7 protein-coding genes are annotated in these 24487 nt (G+C 66.2%); 4 read left to right on the forward strand and 3 right to left on the reverse strand.

The features are described 5' to 3' along the window. The first annotated feature begins 6 nt into the window (after positions 1–6). The gene (locus ASE68_RS19960) at positions 7–474 is read left to right on the forward strand and encodes a very short patch repair endonuclease (RefSeq protein WP_235481042.1); all 468 of its coding nucleotides are present in this window, start codon (positions 7–9) and stop codon (positions 472–474) included. Here the strand turns inward: ASE68_RS19960 and drmB are convergent. Genes drmB through ASE68_RS15980 form a run of 3 tightly spaced genes read right to left on the reverse strand, consistent with a single transcriptional unit; the run spans position 446 to position 10196 of the window. After that, a complete protein-coding gene (gene drmB / locus ASE68_RS15970) occupies positions 446–2239 on the reverse strand; it encodes a DUF1998 domain-containing protein (protein WP_055861956.1) in 1794 nt (597 codons plus the stop codon). The genes ASE68_RS19960 and drmB overlap by 29 nt on opposite strands. Beyond that, the gene (locus ASE68_RS15975) at positions 2239–5538 is read right to left on the reverse strand and encodes a helicase-related protein (protein WP_082462421.1); all 3300 of its coding nucleotides are present in this window, start codon (positions 5536–5538) and stop codon (positions 2239–2241) included. Before ASE68_RS15975 ends, drmB begins: the two co-directional genes overlap by 1 nt. Continuing rightward, positions 5535–10196 carry a DEAD/DEAH box helicase gene (locus ASE68_RS15980; protein ID WP_157421725.1) on the reverse strand — a complete coding sequence of 1554 codons (4662 nt, stop codon included), beginning with the start codon at positions 10194–10196 and terminating at the stop codon, positions 5535–5537. Before ASE68_RS15980 ends, ASE68_RS15975 begins: the two co-directional genes overlap by 4 nt. A gap of 296 nt (positions 10197–10492) precedes the next feature. Here ASE68_RS15980 and ASE68_RS15985 point away from each other — a divergent pair, with 296 nt between their 5' ends. Genes ASE68_RS15985 through ASE68_RS15995 form a run of 3 tightly spaced genes read left to right on the forward strand, consistent with a single transcriptional unit; the run spans position 10493 to position 24471 of the window. Then, entirely contained in the window at positions 10493–13396 is a 2904-nt protein-coding gene (locus ASE68_RS15985) for a helicase-related protein (RefSeq protein ID WP_055862589.1), read from the forward strand. Continuing rightward, positions 13397–18094, forward strand: a complete 4698-nt coding sequence (locus ASE68_RS15990; RefSeq protein WP_055861963.1) for a DNA methyltransferase — start codon at positions 13397–13399, stop codon at positions 18092–18094. Then, positions 18091–24471, forward strand: coding sequence for a DEAD/DEAH box helicase (locus ASE68_RS15995; protein WP_055861966.1), 6381 nt, complete (start codon positions 18091–18093; stop codon positions 24469–24471). Before ASE68_RS15990 ends, ASE68_RS15995 begins: the two co-directional genes overlap by 4 nt. Positions 24472–24487: the final 16 nt, after the last annotated feature.

Genomic DNA, 24487 nt, shown 5'->3' on the forward strand with positions numbered 1-24487 from the left:
ACTCACGTGGACGCAGACCAGAGTTCTTGGGCGAGCACGCCTGGCGTTCGGCGGTCGATGCAGTCGAACAAAGGGCGTGACACCTCATTGGAACTCGGCGTCCGCAAAGACCTGTTCAGGCTCGGCTACCGGTACCGGGTGAACCACCGACCTGTGGCGACGCTGCGCAGAACGGCGGACATCGTCTTCACTCGGAAGAAGGTCGCCGTCTTCCTCGATGGATGTTTCTGGCACGGTTGTCCGACCCATTACACAGTCCCCAAGGCGAACGCCGCGTATTGGGCGCACAAGGTCGCAGTGAACGTCGACCGTGACGCGGAGACCACCAGGCTCTTGACCGAGGCGGGATGGTCGGTGCTCCGATTCTGGGAGCACCGACCAACCGACGAGGTCGTGGCTGAAATCGTGGCCGAGCTGAATCGCGTGACCGCTGAGTCGGGTGCGATCAGCCCTGTTCGATCATCGCCTCAGTGACCGCAGCGATGATGCTCGAGAAGTAGCCGGGCGCACGATCCGTGCCGACCAGAAGAGCCCGGTCGAGGAGGAGATTGAAGCTCTCGCACGAGGTCTCCGGGGCGAGCATGCAGGCATGACACGCGGCCAGGTTCAGTCCGTCGATGCTCTGAGCCTCGGTCTCGGAGCACACCGGGTCGTTCGCGCACCAGGCCACCTGCTCCAAGGCTCGAACGATGGCCTGCGCGAGGTACGGCTGCTCGCCTTGGCGTGCGAGCCCTCCGAGGGTGCCCTCGACATCGGTCGACGTCGTGTAAATGAATACTGCATAGTCGCCTGCGGCCTCGCAGTAGATCCGCTCCCGCAGTGATGGCGCGGAGTATCCGCTCCGGAACGCCAGTTCGCGCATCAGCGCGTGTGCGAACGAGTGGAGCAGCATGTACTGCGCCGAGGCTTCATGGAGCCGAGATCCCAGCACGGAGCCTTCCTGATGGGTGGCGATCTGGGCTGTGCGGGCGTTCACGTATGCGTCTGCCGCCCAGCCGTCGACGTGTGCGCCGTCGAACCGGATGAAAATCCCTTCGCCGTATCCCTCGACTGCAGGGAACCACTTCTTCTCGTAGGGCTTCGGAGGCACGGAGGGCACAGGATCGGCCTCGGGCGTGTACCGCCTGAATCCGGTCGAGGCTCGCACTTCACGCAGACGATCGACGATCACGACTTCGGGCAGGAGAGATCCGATGAGGTCGGCGACGTTGCCCGCACCGGTCGCGATCGCAGACGTGCGCGTGACGAAATCCTGCGCGGGTGCGGCCCCCTTCGCCGCGGCCACGAAGGCCTCGTACTCCTCGGCCAACAGAGAGCTCTTCGCTTGCGCCAACGGCGGCGCCACTCCGGATAGCGAAGCGACAGCGGCCCGCACGGCGTCTGGGCTTACGCCCAACGCCGTCGACAGTTCACCGACGAGCAAGTCGAGGAGAGGCCCGCTCGGATTCGTCTTGAGAGCTCCGTAATACGGATGGTTGCGAATCTGCTCTTCGAGCTCCGCGGCACGACCCTCGACTTCTGGGATGTCGATCGCTGAGACCGAGTCGCCGAAGTGCAGGCTCGTCGCGCCTCGCTGTAGAACCTCGACCTTGCCGCCGCATCCGGAACCCTCGAATTGCCACGGTTGGCGACCGCGGCAGAGGAGGCCCTCGCGGCTCAGGATGTCGCCGCGAAGATCGCCGAGCGATCGGCTCGACTTGCACGCCTCACACGAGACTTCGAGTGAGCTCAGGCCCTCGCCGGCACCCTTTGCCGATTTGAATCGAAGTCGATCGCGGATTCGGCACCCGCCTTCGCTCGGGCGGTGAACCCATTCGACCCATGGCACGTCATCAGCGTGACTCTTCGTCGTGCAGACGACGACGAATCGCATCGGCACCATGCGCCCTTCGCACTCCGGACAGGTCGGTGCCGCGCCCTTCTCCAGGGATCGTCGCCACTGCGTCATGCGGCGGCATTCCTGGCAGAACAGCCAGGCGGGGAATCGTGCGAATTCGAGGCCGGGCGTCTTCGGAGCGTCAGGTGTTCCCGAACTCGGAGCGGCCCAGAACTCGTCGACACCGAGCTTCTCCGCCAGGCGGTCGCACGGCACTGCGGTGCGAATGGATGTGGGGGGCCATTCGTCGCCCGTCACGGCCATGAACGACTCGCCGAGGATGTCGACCAGCGCACCCGGCCCGAACGGCGAGACGGTTTCGGAGAGACGGATGGAACGAATGACAGGCTTCTGTGCGGCCATCAGCGCTCACCGTCCGCCCGGACCCGTACAACTCGATCGACGGATCTCATCGAGTTCATGGTCGCCCAACCGGCTCCCGGGTCCGTGAACTGCTTCAACAAACGCTCCTCGGGGGTTCTCGATTGAAATTTCAGAATGTTCCCGTTGAGAGAGACGGCTTCGATCCGGTTCTCCCAGTCGACGACGGCCTTGTCCAATTCATCGCGGACCACGGCGGCCTCACGCTGGTCTGCGACACCGACATGATCGGAAAGAAGGCGCACGGCCTTCGTGGTGGACGCAGAGTCCGCCTCGAATCGTGACGCCCGATCGTTCGCGGCGAGCCCGCCTCCGTGCCGCATGAGGATGACGAGCGCAGACCTGAGAGCCCGGCGTCGGGCCTGCAGCGACCATGGGGTGACGGTGCCGGGCTCGACGAATCGGTAGTACGCGCGGTGGAATGCGGTGAAGGACTCGAACACCGATCGGTCTCTCGGCTTGCCGGAACGGAACATGGTCACCACGAGTCCGGGAACCTTTCCACGGCCTACGCGGCTGGTGGCCTGAATGTACTCGGACGTCGACTTCGGGTGCCCGTTGACGAGCATGAGCCCGAGGCGACTCACGTCGATCCCGACGGACATGATGTTCGTCGTCGCGAGCGCGTCGAGCGCATCGTTCTGCTCGGGGCCTTTCGAGAGCAGATCGAGGATCTTGAGCAGATCGTCCGATGAGACGTTGCCGTTGAGCTCGTCGATTCCGTCGCGCCTGAGCTCGCGGATGTCCTTCTGCGGATTCTGCGACTTCCACCGCTCGAGCACGCTTCGCACATCGTCGCGAAGGATCGTCATCGTGCGGCCGAGCTCGCGAAGGCTGTTGTGGTAGACGACGAGCGTCCAGTAGGCGTCGAGCTCGGCATCGGTCAGCCCGACTTCGAGCGGGGCTTGGAGCAGCTCGGACGACAGCTGGCCGATGGCCCACGATGGCGTGTGCGCCTGGGGCATGATGCCGACGTACATTCGCCCCGGGCGCGTCGGATCCGGCTCGGAGAAGTAGTTGTCGTCGGCGTTCATTCCGCTCGGCGGGAAGACGGCGACCTTTGATGCCATCAGCTCACGGATCTGATCACCCGCGGCGCGAGTCGTGGCGGTCGAGGCGACGACCTTCGCCGGCTTACCCGTCCAGGCGATGAGACCACGGATGGCCGCCTCGTAGACGCCGACGATGGTGCCCAGCGGGCCGGCGATGAGGTGGAGCTCGTCCTGGATCACCAGGGAGGGTGGGTCGAACGGGGAGCCGCCCAACCCGAAGAGCGATTGGCCGTGTTCGATCCATGCGAGCCGCGCGAACTTGTCCACCGTGGCGACGAGCATTGTCGGCGGCTCGTCGAAGATGCCCTGGTCGACGACCTGCACCGGCAGTTTGGAATGGAATGGGCAGTCCTTGTGCGGGCAGTAGACGTCGAAGGAGTACTTGGTGGCTCGGATCCCGTACAGCTCTTTGTGCGTGGACTGACGAGTCGGCATCAGATCCGTGCCGCACCACGAGCACTGTCGGATCTGGAACGGGTTGCCGGGCGACCGCTCCTTGTAGATGCGATTCATGATGTCGGCGGCTTGTTCGTACGACCCTGGCGTGGTGGTGTTGCCCAGCCAGAGCCCGATCGAGAACGGCGGGCTCCCCGCCATGCGCGCATCACGCTTGCGCATGAGTTCGAGCGCGCAGATGAGTGTGGCGGCGCGTTGGAATTGCTGCGCAGTCAAGAGCCGCATCGTGTAGCGAGTGATCACGGCGGTGCCGCCGCCACTGACGCCGTGATCCAGCCTGCGGCGGATCATCTCGATCGCGGCGAGGCCGAGGTAGGCCTCCGTCTTACCGCCACCGGTCGGGAACCAGATGAGGTCGACGAGTTCCCGGTCCTCATGCGACGGGTCGATCGTCGACTCCAGCGCGAGCAGGATGAAGCCGAGCTGGAATGGATGCCAGCGCGGTTCTGTCGCGTCGTCGCCAACGTTCGCCAACGGAACACCGATTCGGCCGGGTGCACTGCGAACGAGTCCTTGCTGGAGCATCTGTTCACGCATCGCAGCGTTCGCCAAACGGAAAGCGGTGAGTGTGTTGCCGCCGGTCTCGAGAAGGTCGATGCCGGCCGACATCCGATCGAGCGCCTCTTGAGCCCGAGAGACGATCGCACCGGCGGTCTTGACGAAGCGCGCCGGCGCCGCATCAGCGCTCGCACGCTGCTCGACGATCCACTCCCCGTAGCCTGCAAGGAATCCGCGAAGGCCGGACGCCAACTCGGACGCGCTTCGCGATTCCTCCGCGAGCCATTTCAGTTCGAGCGCTGAATCCGAACTGACGCGAGCACGAACGGCCGGAACGGTTTCGGTCGGAATGCAATCGGTCCACGCCGTCGTCGGCCCGGCACCGAGCTGCCAGTCGACGGCGACGCCGTGACCGATCGCATACGTCGACTTGTCGCGGTAGCGGAGTTCGAGCTCGAGGTCTTCGTCGGAGGCGTTCACGGGGTTGCCCGTGGGGTACGGGTGGAGCTCACCGTCCGTGACGTCGACCTGAAGGCGCACCTGGAATAGGCAGTCTTCAGGAGACGACTTCGCCTTGCCCGGATCGGCGGTTGCCGCGTTCGAGATGGCGACGGTGGTGAGGCGCAGACCACCGACGACGCGCGAGCGCCAGGCGACGGTCGAGCGGCCGTCGAACGCCGGCAGCTTGCCGACGTCCGTTGGAGGAATCTCGAACGAGTCGGAAAGCGGTCGGCGACGCCACAGTTCGCGGCGGTGCTGGGGCCCATCAGCGGCCTCGTTCCGGTCCGCATCGAGGTTTTCAGTCGAGCCCTCGCTCCCGGGCTGACCGGTTGAACGTGCTGGCGATGACTCGTTTTCAGGGGCGTAGACGCCGGCATCGATCGTGACCGTGATCGCTCCGTCATGAATGAACGACATACCCATCGACTGCGGCGCCCAGCCGAACGCCCCGGCGAGGTTCAGGCCAGGGTCCTCGTCGGCGTCCTCGGTCGTCGCGTCTCCATCTTCGAGGGCATCGGGGCCGACCTCGTCCTCGGGCATCTCGGAGTCCGGATCGAGCTCCTCGTCCAAAATGACGGGTTGCGCCTTCACCTCACCGGATTCGACGGGGTAGAGCGCCCCCACGAGATAGGCGTACACGGGGTTGCGCTGCAGCAGTTCGTCGTCACCACCCCGAGGGCCGAGCCAGGCGCGCCTGAGCTGTTCGACGATGAGGTCGCGTCCATCGGGTGCAGCCCCCGGGTCATCGGCCGTTGCTGCGTCGGTCGGGGTCATCGCGTCTCCCAGAGGTAGTTGAACTCGGTGAATGCGAGTTCTTCACCGAACTCTTCGAATGTATCGGCGACGTTGACGATGAGGCACCGCTCCTTGCCGCCGTTCTCTGGGCCTCGCAGACCACGACCGATCATCTGGTGGTAGCGGTTGGGGCTGAACGTCGGGCGCGCGATGTAGAGCGCGCGCACCTTCGGGGCATCGAAGCCCTGCGTCAGCAGATCGCAGTTCACGAGGATCTGTGTCTCCCCGGCGCGGAAGCCCTCGATGATCCTTCGACGCTCCTGCGGACGCATGTTGCCATCGACGGCCTCGGCCCGCTTGCCCTGTAGCCGAAGGAGGGCGGCGATCGTGTGCGCGGACGAGACGGATGCCGCGAACACGAGGATCGGCCAATCCTCGGGCTGCGAGAGGATGTCGTCGACGACGTTCTGCGTGCGAGACATGTCCTGCCCGATGTGATCGAGCATGGATTTCGTGATGTCTTTGAACGTGTCCGACCAGTCCGACGTCGAGAAACGCACGGTCATGCCGTCGAGAATGTGATGGTCGACCTCGGCGAGGACTTTCTCTCGACGCAGCTGCCCGATGGGGTCGTCAGGGTCCAGTGACTCGAGCTTGTTCTTTCCGAAGCGCTGGACGAAGAGTCGGTTCACCTCTTCGTTGCGTCCTCGGTAGGGCGTCGCCGTCAGACCGAGCAGCGGGCGCTCGGTCTTCGCCGCCGTGAGCCCGAGCCACCGCAGGATCCTCGTATAGGTCTGGCTCATTGCCGTGTGGGCTTCATCGATGATGACGAGCGAGGCCTCCGCGAGCCACGCGTTGCCGCCCGGGTCGGAGTCGATCCGCGAGCGGAGCTTGTCGTCGGTCGCAACCACGATCTGGAGTTCCTCGTTCGACTCGTCGACTTCGTAGTTTCCCCAGTAACGGTTGATGTCGAGCACACGTTCGTCGCCGAATGCACGCCACGCGTCGGTCCAGGTCGCGATCGCCTGTTCGCACAGTTCCTGCGACTGTGCGATCCACAGCACCGGCCCCGTGAGTTCGTTCGCCACGAACATCCGCACGACGGACTCCACCGTCACACGTGTCTTGCCGGCACCCGTCGGGAGATACAGCAGGCCGCGCTGGATGTCGCCATTCTCGCCGGTCTCCAGCGTGAGCGAACGGATGCGTTCGGCGACGATCTCCTGAAAGCCGTGGAGGGGCTTCAAGTCGAGGCGGCCTTGAACCTGTTGGAGTGCCGGCCTGTTCACCGCCTTCGTACCGGCGTACCCGGGCGCGAATCCCAGCGAGACGACGAACGCCTGCGCCTGGTCTGATCCGGTCCATTCTCGTGGCACGAGCAGGTTGAGGTCGGCCAGCTTGTCCCGCAGAGACCAGAGGCTGTCGAATCCGCGAACCCGCCAGAAGAGTTCGGCGATCTCGAGATCCGACTGCCGACCGTTCCTCGACTCGACGGCTTCGAGGAGGCCCTTCGGAAGCGCGTCCCTCAGAATCGCGGGCCCGAACAGGTAGTGGAGTCGTTCAGTATCCGTCGCGGCAGCGCGAACCTTCAGGATGAGCTCGCTCTGCCGCTTCGCCTCATCTCCGCGGAGCACGTCCAGGATGTCTCGATGCGTGAGATTCAGGCCCAGCCTGCGAGACACCTCGGCGAGAATCTCCTCATCCGCGAGGCTGTCGTCCACGTAGACGATGTCGTCCATGCGGGCGCTCAGTTCGCGGGTTTGAAGCTCGCCCGACGGGCTCGTCGTCTTCCGAACGATGCCGGGGCTCGTCCGGAGCCTCAGCCTCCCGAGCGGAATTGCGGATTTCTCGGCAAGGGTCGGGTAGCGATCGACCAGATACGACTCGTTCCCCGACTCGCGGATCTCGAGCGAACGCGACAGAGCTTCCTCGCTCGTGCGGAGGCCCCAACGTTCCATGAGCTGGTCGGCGCCGGCGACTGTGCCGTCGACGTAGGCGACCCCGTGCTCGTCGAGCAGTGCGATGTCCTCACTTGAAGCGGCGACCACCACATCCGTGCGGGGCCGAATGGCGACCGACCCTCGAGAGAGGGCGGGAATCGTCGAAGGTGCTGCGAATTCTCGCCGACTGGATGCTTCAAGGAGGACTTCGGTGAATCGGTCTGGCGTGGCGACCTGGTAGCCCGAGCGCTCGAGAAACGCGCCGAGCGCCGCAGCCTTGACTCGATCGAGGGAACGGGCTGCGTCGACGAGATACATGCCGAGGTCTGCCTGAACAACCGGGATGAATTCCGAGTACGGCCGAAGCGCGTTCGATGCAGCATTCTCCACGCGCTGGAACCCCTGACTCGTCGGCAACAAGCCGAACCGCTGTATCGCCCACCAATCGGGCGAGGGGATGTCGGCCTCCATCGTTTGTACGGGCTTGATCATCGAGATCCGCATGATCGCCGTCTTGGACGGCATCGACTTCAGGATCGCCGACGTCCAATCGGCGAGCCCGCGCTCGTTGTCTGCGAGCTCACGAAGTATCTGGAGTGGGCCGGCACCACGGATGTCGGGCACGACGACTTCGCCGGCCGTCCGCCCCTGTGCCGCAATGCTCTCTGCGACCTGGTTCGCGATCCGCACACGGTACTCCGCATACAACGGTTCCTCGTGAAGCGGAAACTCCGGATCAGGCTCCGCGAGGCAGCCGGCAGCTTGAAGCAGATCTTTGCGCCTCGCGAGCGATTCGCTCGCATGCCGAGCCTCGAGCGACGGAATGGTGAGTTCGCTTGCGAAGACCTCGTGTGCGTCGCGCCATCGACCCTCGCGGTTCTCGACGCGGACGGTCAGCCCGCGCTCGCGGATGCCGTGTAGCAGCTCCGCGGCGCGTGCCGGGGTCGCCAGCTGCAGTGTGCGCCAGAGTCTCCGCCAGTCGTCGTCGCCCCAACTCCTTGATGCCCGGGTGGCGATGGCCTCCGCGGTGAGGTCGGCCGAGACTTCACCGAAGCCGATCTGCACCAGGAGTTCGCGGATCTTCTCGTTGAGAAGAGCATCGTCGACCAGCAGCACGCCTTCGGGAGTCGGCTCGCCCGGCCTCGACATCAGCACCGATCTCGTCTCGCCGACCCTTGCCCAGCTGCCGTCGGCAAGGGGTACCAGGCGACTCGGTCCGATGAGATCGACTGGGAATCCGGCATTGCGGAGACCGATGTAGAGGTGCAGAGCGGCACCGACCGTCTGATGCGTTCGTGCAGCGACGAGTTCTTCGAGCCACGTCGAAACGGGAACCTCAGACGCGGATTTCTCCCCGTCTTCCAACCGGAGAAGGGCGCGCAACCGGGTCGGACGGTCTCGCCCCGGGGCGAACGCCATGTGATGCGGGATCGTTCTCCGCTCGACGAGGGTCTGCCACGCCTTCATCGCGCCCGCAGGGATGATCGGTGCCTCCAAGACCGGCACACCCTTGAAGTACCCGCGTCCCCGGAGAACTCCGTCGGCGTCGGGGATCAGCTCGCGATTGCGGGCGAGCCGGGGGATCGCCTCCGAGAGGTGGCGGTCGGCGTTGCTGCGGATCTCGCGCCCGCGAGCGGGGAACAGGTCGAGATGCGCCGCGGGGTCCTCGGCCGTTGAGGCTCGCGCCACGACGTCGATGAAGAGTTCGGCGCAGACTTCGAGCATCTCACTGTTCAGTGCACTGCTGGCGAGGAGAGTGGTGCGGTCGTCGTTCACCTGCCACGGCGCGTTGAAGATTCCGCGCGCGGTCGTCTGGTCGTTGAGAGGGAACCACGCCCACAGCTGGCCCAGCGGATTGGTGCTGCCGCTCTTCGGGACGGCATACGAGACGGTCATGCTTCGGCGCGCCATGGTCGCGGTCAGCGACTTCAGCACGGCTTCAGACGGCTCGTAGCGTCGTTCGGCGAACAACCACGTGGTTGGAGCGCCGTCGGGCCGGTGCAAGACCACTTCGCCAGACGCCAGGTCACCTTCACGACGATGCGTCTGAGTGGCCGGTACCCCGTCTTTGCCGGTCAGTGTGATGTTGAGCTGGGCGACGGACTTCATGAACAGCAGCGTCTCGGTGCTGAACGCGTGCAGATCTGCTCGGATTCGTGCGCCGTCACGCATGAGCGGAAGCTTGATGACCGTCGTCGCCCAAGTCATCATCTCTGCGAGATTCGGGTCGGACGCGATCGCGCCGTCGACATCGATCAGGCTGGGCACGCGCATGAGCGGAAGTCGGCCGCCGGGCACGTGCATTCCGGCGAACAGTTCCGCGGTCGCGGGGGCGTTGAACTCGAAGCTCACAGACCGGCTGAAGATCTGTGGGTGATCGCTCACCCCGAGCACGGACTTGAACCCGAGTCCGAACCTGCCGATGATGTCCTCGTCGCGCTTGGGGCTGAGGAACGCGGCGCATACCGCCCGGATTCCCTTCTCGCCGAACGGCATGCCCTGGTTCGCGCAGTACAGGTTTCCATCGGCGAGACGGAACTCCACGGTTCCGCTCGTTCCCGACTCGGTCAGTGCATCGACGGCGTTCTGGAGCAGTTCGCTGATCTGACGCTGCCCGTAGCCGCCCGAACGGAAGCTGTCCTCTTGGCCGACATGCTCCTCGAGCAGGTCGGGATTGACCTCGTAGGTGCGCAGCGCCGTCGCCTGGCGTTCCCTGACGTATTCCTGGAGGGCGTCGTCGCCCGTCTGCCAATCCATGATCATGTCTCTTTCGTAGGGTTCGCGCCCGGCCGACCCGGAATGTGGAGCCCGGGGCCGAGCATCCCGCGAACCGTCGGATGACCAGCCGACAGACGTTACGGATGCCCACCGACATGGAACGGATCGGCGACTGTTGGAGCGGAGTTTCCCTGCAAGGCAACCACCCGGAATGCGTTTGCAGATACCCCCCGTCCAGGGGTCTGGGCCTGTTCATCCCGCCCCATCGAGCCTCCGACGGATAGCATCGAGTGGCGCCCATCGAGGGCCTGCACAGCGCCACGAAGGAGCATCGATTGCCGACCGAACCCTCATCCTCGGTCGCCCAGGTCGAGCGCACTCTCAACGTCGCTCCGGGCTCCCTCGTCACGGTCCGCGACGCCGACTGGGTCGTCACCTCGGCGACGCAGACCCAAGACGGCATGCTGATCCGCGTCCAGGGGCTCTCCGAGCTGGTGCGCGACACCACGGCGTCGTTCTACGAGCACCTCGACGACATCCGCGTGCTCGACCCGGCACAGGCCAAATTGAAGGCGGATGCCTCGCCCGGCTACCGCCAGGCCAAACTGTGGCTCGAGGCGACGCTCCGCAAGACACCCGTGCCGCTGAGCGAGCCCGGCCTGACGGTGAGCACACGGATGCTCTCCGACCCGCTGGGCTATCAGCAGTCGGCAGTCCGACAGGCGCTCGACCCGGCGAACCTTCGCCCGCGCATCCTCATCGCCGACGCCGTCGGGCTGGGCAAGACGATCGAGATCGGCATGATCCTCTCCGAGCTGACGCGGCGCGGCCGCGGCGACCGGATTCTCATCGTCACGCCCAAGCACGTGCTCGAGCAGATGCAGTACGAGATGTGGACGCGGTTCGCGCTGCCGTTCGTGCGCCTCGACTCGGTCGGCATCCAGCGCGTGCGGCAGAAGCTGCCCGCGACGCGCAATCCGTTCAGCCTGTACAAGCGTGCGATCATCTCGATCGACACGCTGAAGCAGGACAAGTACCGGGCGCACCTTCGCAAGCACAAGTGGGATGCCGTCGTGATCGACGAGTCGCACAACATCACGGGCGCCACGCAGAACAACGCGCTCGCGCGCCTGCTCGCCCGAAACACCGAGGCGCTGGTGCTTGCCAGCGCGACCCCGCACAACGGCAAGAAGGAGTCGTTCGCGGAGCTCATCCGCCTGCTCGAGCCGACCGCGGTCTCACCGGACGGCGACATCGACAAGAACGAACTACAGCGTCTGGTGATCCGGCGCCATCGGCACAGTCCCGAGGTCGACCGTGAGGTCGGCAGCGACTGGGCCGAGCGCAAGGAATTGCAGCACTTCACCGTCGACGCGAGTCCGATCGAGAACGAGATCGCCGACGAGCTCTCCGACGTGTGGCTGTATCCCGATGACGGCGGGAGCCCGTACTCCGGCGACAACAAGGGACTGTTCCCCTGGACCCTCGCCAAGGCGTTCCTGTCCTCGCCCGCGGCTCTTCGAGAAACGGCGAGCGAGCGGATGAAGCGGCTCGGCACCGAGCTCACGACGAAGCAGCGCGGCGAACGCGAGGCGCTCGAGCGCCTCGCAACGCTCGCAGCTGAAGCCGAGAACGACACCTCGGCGAAATACGACCGACTCGTCGCCTACCTGAAGCAGATCGGCGTCGGCCCGACCGGAACCGAGCGCGCCGTGGTCTTCTCCGAGCGCGTGCCGACCCTCAAGTGGCTCCGTGCGAAACTCCAGAAGGATCTGAAGCTCAAGGCCGACCAGATCGAGGTGCTCCACGGCGGGCTCGACGATCAGGCGCAGCAGCGCATCGTCGAGTCGTTCAAGCAGTCGTCGTCGCCGATCCGCGTGCTCGTCACCGGCGATGTCGCCTCCGAGGGCGTGAACCTGCACTCGCAGTGCCATGAGCTCGTGCATTTCGACATCCCGTGGAGCCTCATCCGTATCGAGCAGCGCAATGGCCGCATCGACCGGTACGGGCAGCGGCACGATCCGCAGATCACCACGATTCTGCTGAAGCCGAGCAATGAGCGGTTCGCGGGCGACATCCGGGTGCTCACGCGCCTGATGGAGCGCGAGCAGGAGGCGCACGCGGCGCTGGGTGACGTCGCTTCGCTCATGGGCAAGTACGACGTGGCCGCCGAAGAGGACGCGATCACGAAGGCATTGGCGAAGGGCGCCGAGATCGACGAGATCGTGCCGGGGCTCGACGTCGTGAAGAACGATGCGGATGACCCGTGGCTGGCATTGCTCCTCGCCACCGCGCAGAAGCCCGCCGAGAGCACAACCCAGACGCCGGAATCGTCGGATGACGGTTCGTCGGGGCTGTACGCGAACGACGACGCCTACCTCGCCGCGGCGCTCGACGAGGTCTATGCGACGCCGGGTGCGGCGCCTGGCGCGAGCGGCGGTGGCGGTGTCGACTATCGCAGGCACGCGGCGCACGGGCTCGTCGAGATGACGCCGCCCCCCGATCTCGTGCAGCGGCTCGCGGTGCTTCCGCAGAGCTATCTGCGCGACCAGCACGTCACCGACCACCTCAAGCTCGCCGTGACCGAGACGCAAGCGCGCAGTGTGCTGCAACGGGCCATCGATGACCGGTCGAGCAACTCTCTGTGGCCCGAGGCGCACTACCTCGGTCCGCTGCATCCCGTGCTCGAATGGGCGAGTGATCGGGCGCTCGCGAAGCTCGGGCGCAACGAGGTGTTCGTCGTGCGCAGCGACGTCGACTATCCGACGGTGCTGTTGATCGGCACGTTGACGAACAATCGCGGACAGGTCGTCGCGTCGTCGTTCCTCACTGCGGCGATGCCGGATGCGGCGAACCCCGAGTTCGTCCTCGTCGAGCCCCACGCGAGCGCCAGGTCCGCCCTCGACGAGATCGGGTTGACCGGCACACTGTCGAACCCCGGTCCCGTTCAAGACATCGAGGCACTGCAGGCCTTCGTCGCACCGGCGGTCCGCCACGCCGACGCCCTGGTCGCCGAACTCGCACAGGCCTCGGCCACGAGCATCGAGGAGAACATCGAGGCGTGGTCGCAGCGGGTCGCCGAGTGGGAGCTCGAGGCTGACGCATTGGTGCAGCGCGGCGATCTCAAGCAGCGCCGGGTCACCGTCGAAGAGGAGCGCGCGATCGCCGCATCGATGAAGCCGAACCGACGTCTCGTGCGCCCGCTGTTGCTCGTGGTTCCCCAGGAAGAGGTGGAGTGAATGGCCTCGGATGCCTTCATCGTCGGTGAAGAGTGGATCAGCGAGCACTACTTCAACACGGATGCCGCGAAGCAGTCGTTTCAGGCGAGGGTGACCCAGCGACGCAAGACGTGGGATGCCGAGCACGACGCGGGCGAGACCTCGGCGCGTGACGTGTTCTCGTCGGCGCACCGTGAGCTGGTGAACGCATTCGCAGAACTCGAAGAGACGGTCGCCAAGGAAGCCGGCGTCGTGAGTGATGCCGCCGCCCGTGTCGCTCGGCTGCTGAAGCAGAGCCTCGGCTTCACCTCGGGCCTGTACGAGCTCGAGCAGCGCGGCCCGGTCGGTTTCGTGACCCAGCGCGGGCTCGATGAGCCGGCCCACGTGGCGATCGTCGACGCCGTGCCTGTCGCAGAGATCGACGATCTGTTGCAGCGAGATGCGGAGACGCTGTCAGAGCCGTTCGCGCCGATCGACGACGAGAAGCATCCCATCGCGTCGGCCGCGCGACTGCTCTCAGTGCTGTTCGCCGATGAAGACGGTCCTGCGTTCGCCCTGGTGCTGGCGGGTCGCTGGGTGCTGCTCGCCGAACGTGAGCGGTGGGCCGAGGGGCGCTACCTCGCCGTGAACCTGCAACTCGCGGTCGACCGCAACGACCAGAAGAAGGGCGGCGAGCTTGATCGCGCCCTCGCGTGCATCGCCGCCGAGTCGCTGCTGCCCGACGCTGAAGGCACAGTGTGGTGGGCGACGGTCTTCGACGAGTCGATCAAGCACACCGTCGGCGTCTCGAAAGACCTGCGCGAGGGCGTGCGGTCCTCGATCGAGATCATCGCGAACGAGGTCGTGCGCCGTCGAGCGATGTGTCGTCTCGAACCGCTGCCGTCGAGTGAGGCGCAGCCGCTCGCGAAGCAGGCACTGCGATACCTCTATCGCATCCTGTTCCTGCTCTATGCCGAGGCCTCGCCCGAGCTGCAGGTCGTGCCCGTCGGCAGCGGCGAATATGAAGAGGGCTACAGCCTCGATCGGCTGCGCGAGCTCGTGCTCGTCGACCTGCCCGGTGACGCCGCCGATCGCACCCACCTGCACGGGTCGTTGCGCGTGCTCTTCCGCCTGGTCGATGGCGGCCATGCCGCGGTGACGACGGCATCGGATGCCGCGGCCGCATCCGATCTGCCCGAGGGCCTGGTGTTCAATCGCCTGACCGCCGACCTCTTCCTATCGAGTGCGACGGCGCACATCGACGAAGTCGGGCTCGGCGACGAGGCGATGCAGCGGGTGCTCGCGCACTTGTTGCTGAGCAAGGAGCAGCGAGGTCGGGACCGCGGCTTCATCAGCTACTCCGATCTCGGCATCAACCAGCTCGGTGCTGTGTACGAGGGCCTGATGTCGTACACGGGTTTTTTCGCCGAGACCGATCTGTTCGAGGTGGCGAAGGACGGCGACGCGTCGAAGGGGTCGTGGGTCGTCCCCACCGACCGCAGCGAGGGCATCGAGCGAAAAGACTTCGTTCGGGCCGAGAATCCGCAGACCGGCGAGGTGAAGAGAGTGCTGCACCCGCGCGGCAGCTTCGTGTACCGCCTTGCAGGCCGTGAGCGTCAGCAGTCGGCCTCGTACTACACGCCTGAAGTGCTCACCCGGTTCGTGGTCAGCCAGTCGCTCGAAGAGCTCCTCGACCAGGACGGCCACACGACCACGGCGGCCGAGATCCTCGAGCTCACGGTCTGCGAGCCGGCCCTCGGGTCCGGCGCGTTCGCGATCGAGGCGGTGCGCCAGCTCGCCGACGAGTACCTGAAGCGCCGTGAGCTGGAGGTCGGTAAGAAGGTCGATCCCGAGCAGCGGCCCCGCGAGCTGCAGCGGGTCAAGGCCTCGATCGCCCTGCACCAGGTCTACGGCGTCGACCTCAATGCGACCGCTGTCGAGCTGGCGGAGATCTCGCTCTGGCTCGACACGATGGTGGAGGGACTTTCGGCGCCATGGTTCGGCCTGCACCTGAAGCGTGGCAATTCGCTCATCGGTTCTCGTCGGGCGGTCTACTCCCGCGATCAGGTGAACAAGAAGTCCTGGCTCAAGGATCCGCCGAGGCCGGTGTCTGTTCGTGATCTCGCCGACAACATCGCCGCCGGCCGTCTCGCCGAGGGCGCCGCGGGTGCGATCCACCACTTCCTGCTACCGGCCGCCGGATGGGGGTCCGCCGTCGACGCGAAGGAGGCGAAAGAGCTCGCTCCCGAGGCGTTGGCGCGGCTCAGGGGGTGGCGCAAGTCCATCTTCGCCAAGCCGACCAAGAAACAGCTCGATCAGCTGGCGAGCCTCTCGAATCGAGTGGAGGCGCTCTGGCAGCTCGCGCTTCGCCGGCTGACGATCGCCGAACGCGAGGCTCGGCGCGACATTCCCCTCTGGGAGAGTGCAGAGCGTCACACAGCCAGCGGTGCAGCGGTGAGTCGCGCGGAGATCGAACGCAAGCTGAACGATCCCGAAGGCGCGTTCCAGCGCCTCCGCCGCGTGATGGACGCCTGGAACGCCATGTGGTTCTGGCCGCTGACCGACACGCTGACGGGGGGCGCCACGCCGCCCTCGCTCGACGAGTGGATCGCGGGCCTACGAGGAATCCTCGGTGAGCACACCGAAGCCAAGGGCGTCGCAGCCCGTTTCGGACAGACGACCTTCGCCTACGCGAGCGGTGGCTGGGAGGAGCTCAACGAGGAGGAGCGCGACAACCTCGACTTCGCGAGCGCCGAAGGCGTCGCCGACCTAGTCGCGTCGACACCGTGGCTGGGAGCAGTCGAGCGTATTGCTGCGCAGCAGGGGTTCTTCCACTGGGAACTCGATTTCGCCACCGTGTTCGAGCGCGGCGGATTCGACCTGCAGGTCGGAAACCCGCCATGGGTCCGGCCGCGGAGCGATGTCGACGCGCTGCTGGCCGAGGGCGATCCGTGGTGGCAGCTGGCCGTGAAGCCCACGCAATCGCAGATCGCGGGGAAACGCGCGCTCACATTGGAGCTCCCCGGCATGTCGGATCTCGTCATCGACGGCACCGCGGATGTCGCCGTTACCGCGGCCTTCGTCGGTGACCCGACGGTGTATCCGCATCTGGCGGGGCTCCAGCCCGATCTCTACCGCTGCTTCATGGAAGCAACGTGGAACCGCCAGAGCCCACGTGGGGTCATCGGACTCATCCACCCTGAAACACACTTCACCGATGAGAAAGCGGGCGTGCTGCGGGCCGCAACGTACCAGCGACTGCGCCGGCATTGGCAGTTCGTGAACGAGCTGTCATTGTTCGAGATCGACCATCATGTCTCGTACGGAGTCCACGTGTACGGGGCGAAATCGAGTCCGGGTTTCTTGATGGCGACGTCGCTCTACCACCCGGAGACCGTGGTGGCCTCACTACGTCACGACGGATCCGGCGAGGAGCCCGGGCTAAAAGACCGCGATGGCAAGTGGGATCTCCGACCCCACGCCTCGCGGATCACGATGGTCACGGATGAGGCCCTCGCGACCTGGCACGCGGTGCTTGAAAGCGACGCGGTGCCCGTGAGGCAAGCGCGAATGGTCTATGCCGTTAACAGGGCAACGAGTGAGGTGCTGCGCAAACTCTCGGCCGCGCCGCGCATCGGCGCTCTCGGGCTGGAGTTCTCTCGAGGATGGGACGAGAGCATCGATCGCAAGAAAGGCATGTTCGAGGTTCGTTGGGGTGAAGTCGAGTCATGGCGCGACGCGATCCTTCAGGGGCCGCATCTCTTCGTCGCCAATCCGTACTACAAGTCGCCGAACCCGACCATGCTGCACAACCAGGACTGGTCGGCCGTCGACCTTGAGGCGCTCGCGCCCGACGCGCTACCGGTCACCGCGTACAAGCCTGCCAAACCGCCGGCAGAGTACGACGCCAGCTACACTCACTGGGGTCCTGACCGTGAGCCCGCCCGTGACCACTTCCGTATCGCCTGGAGGCGAATGGCGGCGAACACGGGAGCACGCACCCTCGTGACGGCACTGATCCCCAAGGGTGCTGCACATGTGCACCCTGTCTATTCGGCCGCATCGCTAACAAGTCCCGAGGCGCTGCCGGTGGTCGGGGCCTTCCTTTCTTCGTTGGTCTCCGACTTCCTGGTGCGAGTCGCGCCGAAGTCCGAGATCCTGTTTAGCACCATCGACCGGATGCCCTTGGTCCGAGGTGCCACGCTCGAACCCGAGCTCGCTCATCGCTGGCTTCGCCTAAACGCGGTTGCTGACGTCTACGCGGAGTTTTGGGCAGAAAACTACTCCAAAGGGTTCGGCGCCGACGAGTGGTCCGGCGGGTTGTCATATGAGAAACGGCCAGAACTATGCTCCCCCTCGGTGCGCTGGCATCGAGAGGTTCCCCTTCGTCGCGCGTCGGATAGGCTTCAGGCCCAAGTCGAGTTGGACGCGATTGTCGCTCTCCTTCTTGGCCTATCGATAGACGAACTGAACACCATTTATCGCACCCAGTTCGCAGTGCTATACGGCTACGACCACCGTTCGACGTTCTATGATGCGAACGGTCGGCTCGTGCCGAACTCCGTTCTCACCGTCTGGCGGCAGAAAGGTGGCGATATCTCCGCGGAGGAACGCACCTCGCCGCATCCGGGGTCAGGTATCGACTACACCTACGAGTTGCCGTTCGTGACGCTCGATCGCGAAGCCGACATGCGACAGGCGTATGCGCATTTCGAGCGGATCCTCAAGGAACGGTCATGAGCGAGCTCCTGCCCTCCGTTGAGGCCGAACAGGTTCGCCGGAGCCTGCTCGGGTATCTCACGACCACCTTCGCGCTCTCCGACAGCGATGCGAGCAGTGCGCTCGAGTCGTTCCTCGACGACCCTCGTGATGGTATCTTTCGAGGCCCGTACGTTCGGGTGAGGCTTCCGTTCCAGCCGGCTGTCGATGGGTGGCGTACGAGTCTCGACTGGTACGAGGGTCCGACGCCGTACGGTCACCAGGCGTCGGCGTTCGACCGGCTGAGCAGCGCGAATCTGTCCGCCGAGAAACCGCGACCGCTGCCGACGCTCGTGACGACCGGTACCGGGTCCGGAAAGACCGAGGCATTCCTGCATCCGATCCTCGATCACGTCCTGCGCGCCAAGCGCGACGGCGTCGTTGGCGTGAAGGCCCTCATCCTCTACCCGATGAACGCCCTCGCCAACGACCAGGCCCGACGCCTGACCGAGCTGTTGACGACTCATGACGAACTCCGCGGCATCCGTGCGGCGATCTACACCGGCCAAGGCGGTGCCGAACGTTCCTCGGTGACGACCGACGGACTCATCACCAGCCGTGCCGCGATCAGGGCGCAGGCGCCCGACATCCTGCTCACGAACTACAAGATGCTCGACCAGCTGTTGCTGCGCACCGAAGACCAGCCGCTGTGGAAGCAGAGCGCCGAGAGCCTGCAGTACCTCGTGCTCGACGAGTTCCACACGTACGACGGGGCGCAGGGCACCGATGTGGCCATGCTGTTGCGTCGCCTGGGGCTCACGCTTGAACGATTCCGATCGGATGCCGCCGGCGCTCACGCCGCCCCGAGCACGACGACCACCCGGCCGCTCGGCGACGTCACAGCGGTCGCCACGTCGGCCACCCTCGGCGACAAGGGCGACCCGAGCGCGATGATCGACTTCGCGCGCACGGTGTTCGGCGACGACTTCGACGAATCGTCCGTCGTCACCGAGACACGCATGACCTACGACGAATGGGCCGGCAACGCCGTCGAGGTCGTGACGAGGCTCGGCCTCCGGGCGAAGCCCGTAGGCACGCCGCTCGTCGAAGACGTGCTCGCGTCGCTGGACGAAGCAGGTCCCGAAGACCTCGACGCGATGACGGCCGCCATCGTCGCGTCGCTCTATGAGCGAGAAGACGGCAATGCTGTCGCGTCGGCCACATTGACCAGAGCCGAGGTCTTCGCACTCGTTCGTGCGCATCCGATCATTCACAACTTGACCGAGCTTGCCACGGATGCCGCCCAGATCGACCAGCTCGCGGATGCCATGCTCCCCGCCGGACTCGCGGCCGACGAGACCTACGAGCATCGGGCTGTCATTCGCCGACGATTCCTGGTCACGTTGCTCAGCGCCCTCAGCCACGTTCGTGCGATCGAGCAGCGCGCCGCGCTCTCGATCGACCTGCATCTCTGGGTGCGGGCCCTCACCCGGATCGACCGGGAGGCCGCACCCGTCGTCGGATTCCGGTGGAGCGACGACGGGATGATCGAAACCGACGCGGCGGATGCTGAAGCGGCACCCGCGTTCCCCGCCGTGTACTGCCGCCATTGTGGCCGAAGCGGATGGGGCGTGCAGCTTGCGCCCGTGGGCAGCTATCTCGATCACGACGAGGTCGACGTCCGCGGCAACCACCTGCACGGTGAGCGCGGGTTCCGTGCCCTCATCCATGCGCCGAAGGAGGCGCGCCTCGATAGCCCCCACGAGGTCGACGGACTGCGCTGGTTCCATGTGCGCGACCGGATGATCCTCGACCAGGCGCCTGCCGACGACGGCGACGAGACCGTCGTGCTGCCGGTGCTCGTGCTCACCGGCGTCGACGCCGAAGACGGCTCGAAGAACGACGACTGTCCGTCGTGCGGACGCGCCGACGGCATCCGCTTTCTCGGCAGCGCCATCGCGACCATGCTCTCGGTGGCCGTCACCACGCTGTTCGGGGAGGCAGGGCTCGACACCGCGGAAAAGAAGGCACTCGTCTTCACCGACAGCGTGCAGGATGCCGCGCACCGCGCGGGATTCGTGCAGAGCCGATCGCACGTCTTCTCACTGCGCAACGCGATCCGCCGAGCCATCGGCTCCCGCGCCGCGAACCTGCCGAAGCTCGTCGAACTGCTGCTCAGCGATGCCGGCGACGACCGATCCGCGCGGTATCGACTGCTCGCACCCGAGATCGTCGATCACGACAACTTCCGCGAGTTCTGGGAGGCGGAACGGGCGGCCGACGTCGACCCGAACGTCGAGGAGCGTGTGCGGCAGCGACTGCTGTTCGACCTCACGATGGAGTTCGGGCTGCAATCGAGGGTCGGCCGCACCCTCGAACTCACGGGCAGCCTCGCCGCCGAGGTCAACGCGGGCGCAGCGGCGAAGCTCGACGCGATCGGCCGCGCCGCCCTCACCGGGTACTCGCGGGCACAGCCGCTCGACGAGGAGCCGACGGCCGAGGTGCCGAAGGACACGGTCGTGCGGTGGGTGCGCGGGGTGCTCGAGCGCATGCGCGATCGGGGCGCGATCGACCACGAGTGGTTCCGCAAGTACATCGAGAACGACGGCAGGCGCTGGTACCTCTGGGGTGGCCGCCCGCGCGGCGTCGGCATGCCTGCCTTCCCCGACGGTCGCGATGCCCCCGGTTTTCCCCGGGTCGGCAGCGTCGCGGCCGGCGCGGGTCGAGGCCAGAAGAGCAACCTCGACGTCGCGAACTCGAGCCAGAGCTGGTTCGCCGTCTGGGCGCGCGACGTGCTCGGCGTCCCCGCGAGCGTCGGAGCGCACCTCACACGCGCGCTCCTCGCCGAGCTCGACCACGAGGGGGTCATCACGTCGACGGCGATCGGCTCAGGGGCTGCCACCGTCTACCGCCTGGCCGCGGCATCCGTCATGGTGCACCCGGTCGAACTCACCGACCTCGAAGCCGGGCGCCATCTGCTGGTGTGCGACGTCTGTCAGAACCCCGTGCCCGGCAGCACGACCGTGATCGATCAACTCGTCGACGGTCCGTGCACGTCGGCTCGATGCCCCGGGCGGCTGCGAAGCTCTGAAGCCACGGTCAACTACTACCGGACGCTCTACAACGACGGCGACATGCGTCGCGTCGTCGCCCGCGAGCACACGAGCCTGCTCGATGACGAGACCAGGCTCGCCTACGAAGACGGATTCAAGTCGTCCGGGGCCGATCCCGATACGCCGAATGTGCTCGTCGCGACTCCGACGCTGGAAATGGGCATCGACATCGGCGATCTGTCGACCGTGATGCTCGCGGGTCTGCCGAGGTCGGTCGCGTCGTACCTGCAGCGCGTCGGTCGCGCGGGTCGACTCACCGGCAATGCGCTCTCGCTCGCGTTCGTCACCGGACGCGGCGAACAGTTGCCGAAGCTCGGCGAACCACTCTCCGTGATCAACGGAGCGGTGCGCCCTCCTGCGACGTATCTCAACGCCGAAGAGATCCTGCGCCGGCAGTACTTCGCCGCGCTCGTCGACCGTCGGGCTGCCGACCTCGCCGACCCGCCCCGGCAGGCTCGAGACGTGCTGAAGAGTTCGGAGCCCGGGACGTTGCTCGGCGACATCGTCGCGGATGCCGAAGCCGAGCACCTCGAGCGGGTCGAGTCGTTCCTCTCGACGTTCCCCGTCGATGCATTGAGCACCTGGGCTCGTGACGCGCTGCGCGCGTGGGCGACGCCCGGCGAAGATGCGGGTTCGAGCCGCCTCGCTACGGCGGTACGTGACGCCGTGCAGCGCTGGACCGAGCAGGTCGACCTCGTGCGCCATCGTAAGGACGCCGTTGCGGATTCGCTCGACGAGCTCAAGCGCGCCGCCGACCACCCGACGGCCGGCGACGACGAGAAGCGCGAGTACCGCTCGGCTCGTGCGTCGTATGCGATGGCGACGAAGCAGCTCGCCGATCTGCGGTCGGAGCACTGGGTCTCCGCGCTCGAGCGATTCGGACTGCTGCCGAATTACTCGCTCATCGACGACTCGGTGCGGCTCGACGTCGCGCTCAGCTGGATCGACCCCGACAGCCTCGAATATCGAGATCGTGCATTCAGCTACGAGCGCGGTGCCGGCGTGGCGATCAGCGAACTCGCGCCCGGTGCGGTGTTCTACGCTCAGGGCCTCGAGATCGGCATCGACTCCATCGATCTCGGCAGCGGCGGTGAGGCCGTGCGCACCTGGTCGTTCTGTCCCGCCTGCGGACACGGATACGACCACGGAACAGTCGAAGCCCTCCGAACGTCCTGCCCGCGGTGCGGGAGCACCGGCATCGCCGACACGGCCCAGCACCTGCAGGTCGTCGAGCTCGAACAGGTGTCGGCCGAGGTGCGGCGCGACGAGGCATCCATCAGCGACGGACGCGATGAGCGTCGGCGCGAGCGCTTCGTGATGCAGGTGGCCGCCGACGTGGATCCGACCGGCATCACCGACGCCTGGTACGTCGAAGGTGAGGCGTTCGGCGTCACCTACCTGCGCGACCTCACCGTGCGCTGGCTGAACCTCGGCCGCGTCGGCGGTTTCGGGGAGACCCGCTTCATCGCGGGCGATGAACGCCAGGCGCCGCTGTTCAGGGTGTGCTCCGTGTGCGGAAAGCTCGATGGCGAGGCGAACACCAACTCGCGTCGCGAGCATAAGCCCTGGTGCGCCGTGCGCGACGCGACCACCGAGAACACGACGTCGCTAGCGCTCAGTCGAACGCTCACGACACAGGGGATTCTCCTGCGTCTGCCGCCGCAACTCACCATCGGCGACACCCTCGCCGTTCCAAGCCTGTCGGCCGCCCTGCTTCGCGGACTTCGAGAGGTGATCGGAGGAGACCCCGACCACCTGCGCATCGTCGAGACGGTCGAGCCGGTGCTCACCGACGGGACCGAGAACGTGCCGGCGCTGCTCGTGCACGACTCCGTTCCGGGCGGGACCGGCTATCTCGCCGAACTCGCCGACGAGACGCAGATGCGCGAGCTGCTCACGGTCGCCTGGCAGACCGTGCGCGACTGCCCGTGCAAGACCGAGGGGCGTTCCTCCTGTCACCGGTGCCTCTTGCCGTATGCCCCCGGCGCGGCATCCGACCGGGTCTCGCGTGCGAGTGCCGAACGAAGCCTCGCCGTGCTGCTCGGCGTGCACGACGGCGAGCCCACCGAGTGGGTCGTGACGCGTCAGGACCCCGGGGTGCAGGTCGGCGAGTCGGTCATCGAACAGCTCTTCCGACAGGTGTTCATGGACCGGGCGAAGGCGCTCGGCGCCGGAGTCAAAGAGATCCCCGGTGACAAGGGCAACAAGATCCAGGTCTCGTTCCCGGGCAACCGGCGCATCTGGATGCTGCGGCCGCAGGTCGAGCTCGGATACACCACACCCGACTTCGTGTTGGAGCAGTTCGGGGGCGGCGCCAAGCCGATCGCGATCTACACCGACGGATTCGCGTTCCATGCGACGCCCCAGCACAACCGGATCGCCGACGACGCCAAGAAGCGCGACCTCGCGCGATACGACGGATACCTCGTGCTCGGCATCCATTGGGACGAGCTCATCCGTGCGCGCGACGGCAAACCGGAACCGAAGGCCGCCTGGTTCGACCCGGCGGCCGCCGGCGACTTCCTCGGCATGTACAACCTGCCGCTCGCGGCGCTCGATCACGTGCTCGCGAACCCCGTCTCCCAACTCATGGAGTGGATGCAGAACCCCGACAAGGCGCAATCGAGGTGGGAGACCATCGCCGATGCGCTGCCAATGCTGACCCGATTGCCCGCCGCGGGGCTCGTCGACGCCGGGTCGCACTCGCTCGTCGAGTTCACGGCGGAGACGCTCCGTGCGGGCGCGTCGAGCGGGACGTCGCCGATGAGCTGGCAGCTTCGATTCGGAGCATTCGCGATGACCACGCGGTTCATCACAGCGGGCAAGACCGACGTGGTCGCGATGCTCGACGACCGCGCTCCGACGATCACCGCCGACGGATTCATCGATGCGTGGCGGCTGTGGCTCAAGCTCGCGAACCTGCTCGGTGCGCGTTTGGACGTGGACACGGCACGCATCCTCGCGCTGAGTCAGACGGATGCCCCGGCGCCGCAGCCGGGCATCGGGCCCGCCGACGTCGTGCTCGACGACGAGATCTCCGTCGAATGGGGCGCGCTGCTGCCGCAGGCGACGCTCGCGGAACAGGCGTTGATCCGGGAGCTCGCGAAGATCGGCGGAGTCGCCGTGCCCGAGCTCGGCATCGAGGTCGCCGACGGCATCCCCGTGCCGTTCGCGTGGCGCGACCGCCGAGTCGCCTCCGGGTTCGACTTCGCCGAGGAAGACCTTCACGACCTGCTGGCCGCAGGATGGCAGGTCGTCCCGGCCGATGCGTCCGCGATCGCCGCCGCCCTCGAAACCTCCGTCTGACCGACGACCGCTCTGA

The sequence above is a fragment of the Agromyces sp. Leaf222 genome, assembly GCF_001421565.1.
Lineage (GTDB): Bacteria > Actinomycetota > Actinomycetes > Actinomycetales > Microbacteriaceae > Agromyces.

What these genes read in the sequence shown, in the direction of transcription:
- drmB (WP_055861956.1), bottom strand. Translation starts at nt 2,239, where the DNA reads ATGGCCGCACAGAAGCCTGTCATTCGTTCCATCCGTCTCTCCGAAACC.
- ASE68_RS15975 (WP_082462421.1), bottom strand. Translation starts at nt 5,538, where the DNA reads ATGACCCCGACCGACGCAGCAACGGCCGATGACCCGGGGGCTGCACCC.
- ASE68_RS15980 (WP_157421725.1), bottom strand. Translation starts at nt 10,196, where the DNA reads ATGGATTGGCAGACGGGCGACGACGCCCTCCAGGAATACGTCAGGGAA.
- ASE68_RS15990 (WP_055861963.1), top strand. Translation starts at nt 13,397, where the DNA reads ATGGCCTCGGATGCCTTCATCGTCGGTGAAGAGTGGATCAGCGAGCAC.
- ASE68_RS15995 (WP_055861966.1), top strand. Translation starts at nt 18,091, where the DNA reads ATGAGCGAGCTCCTGCCCTCCGTTGAGGCCGAACAGGTTCGCCGGAGC.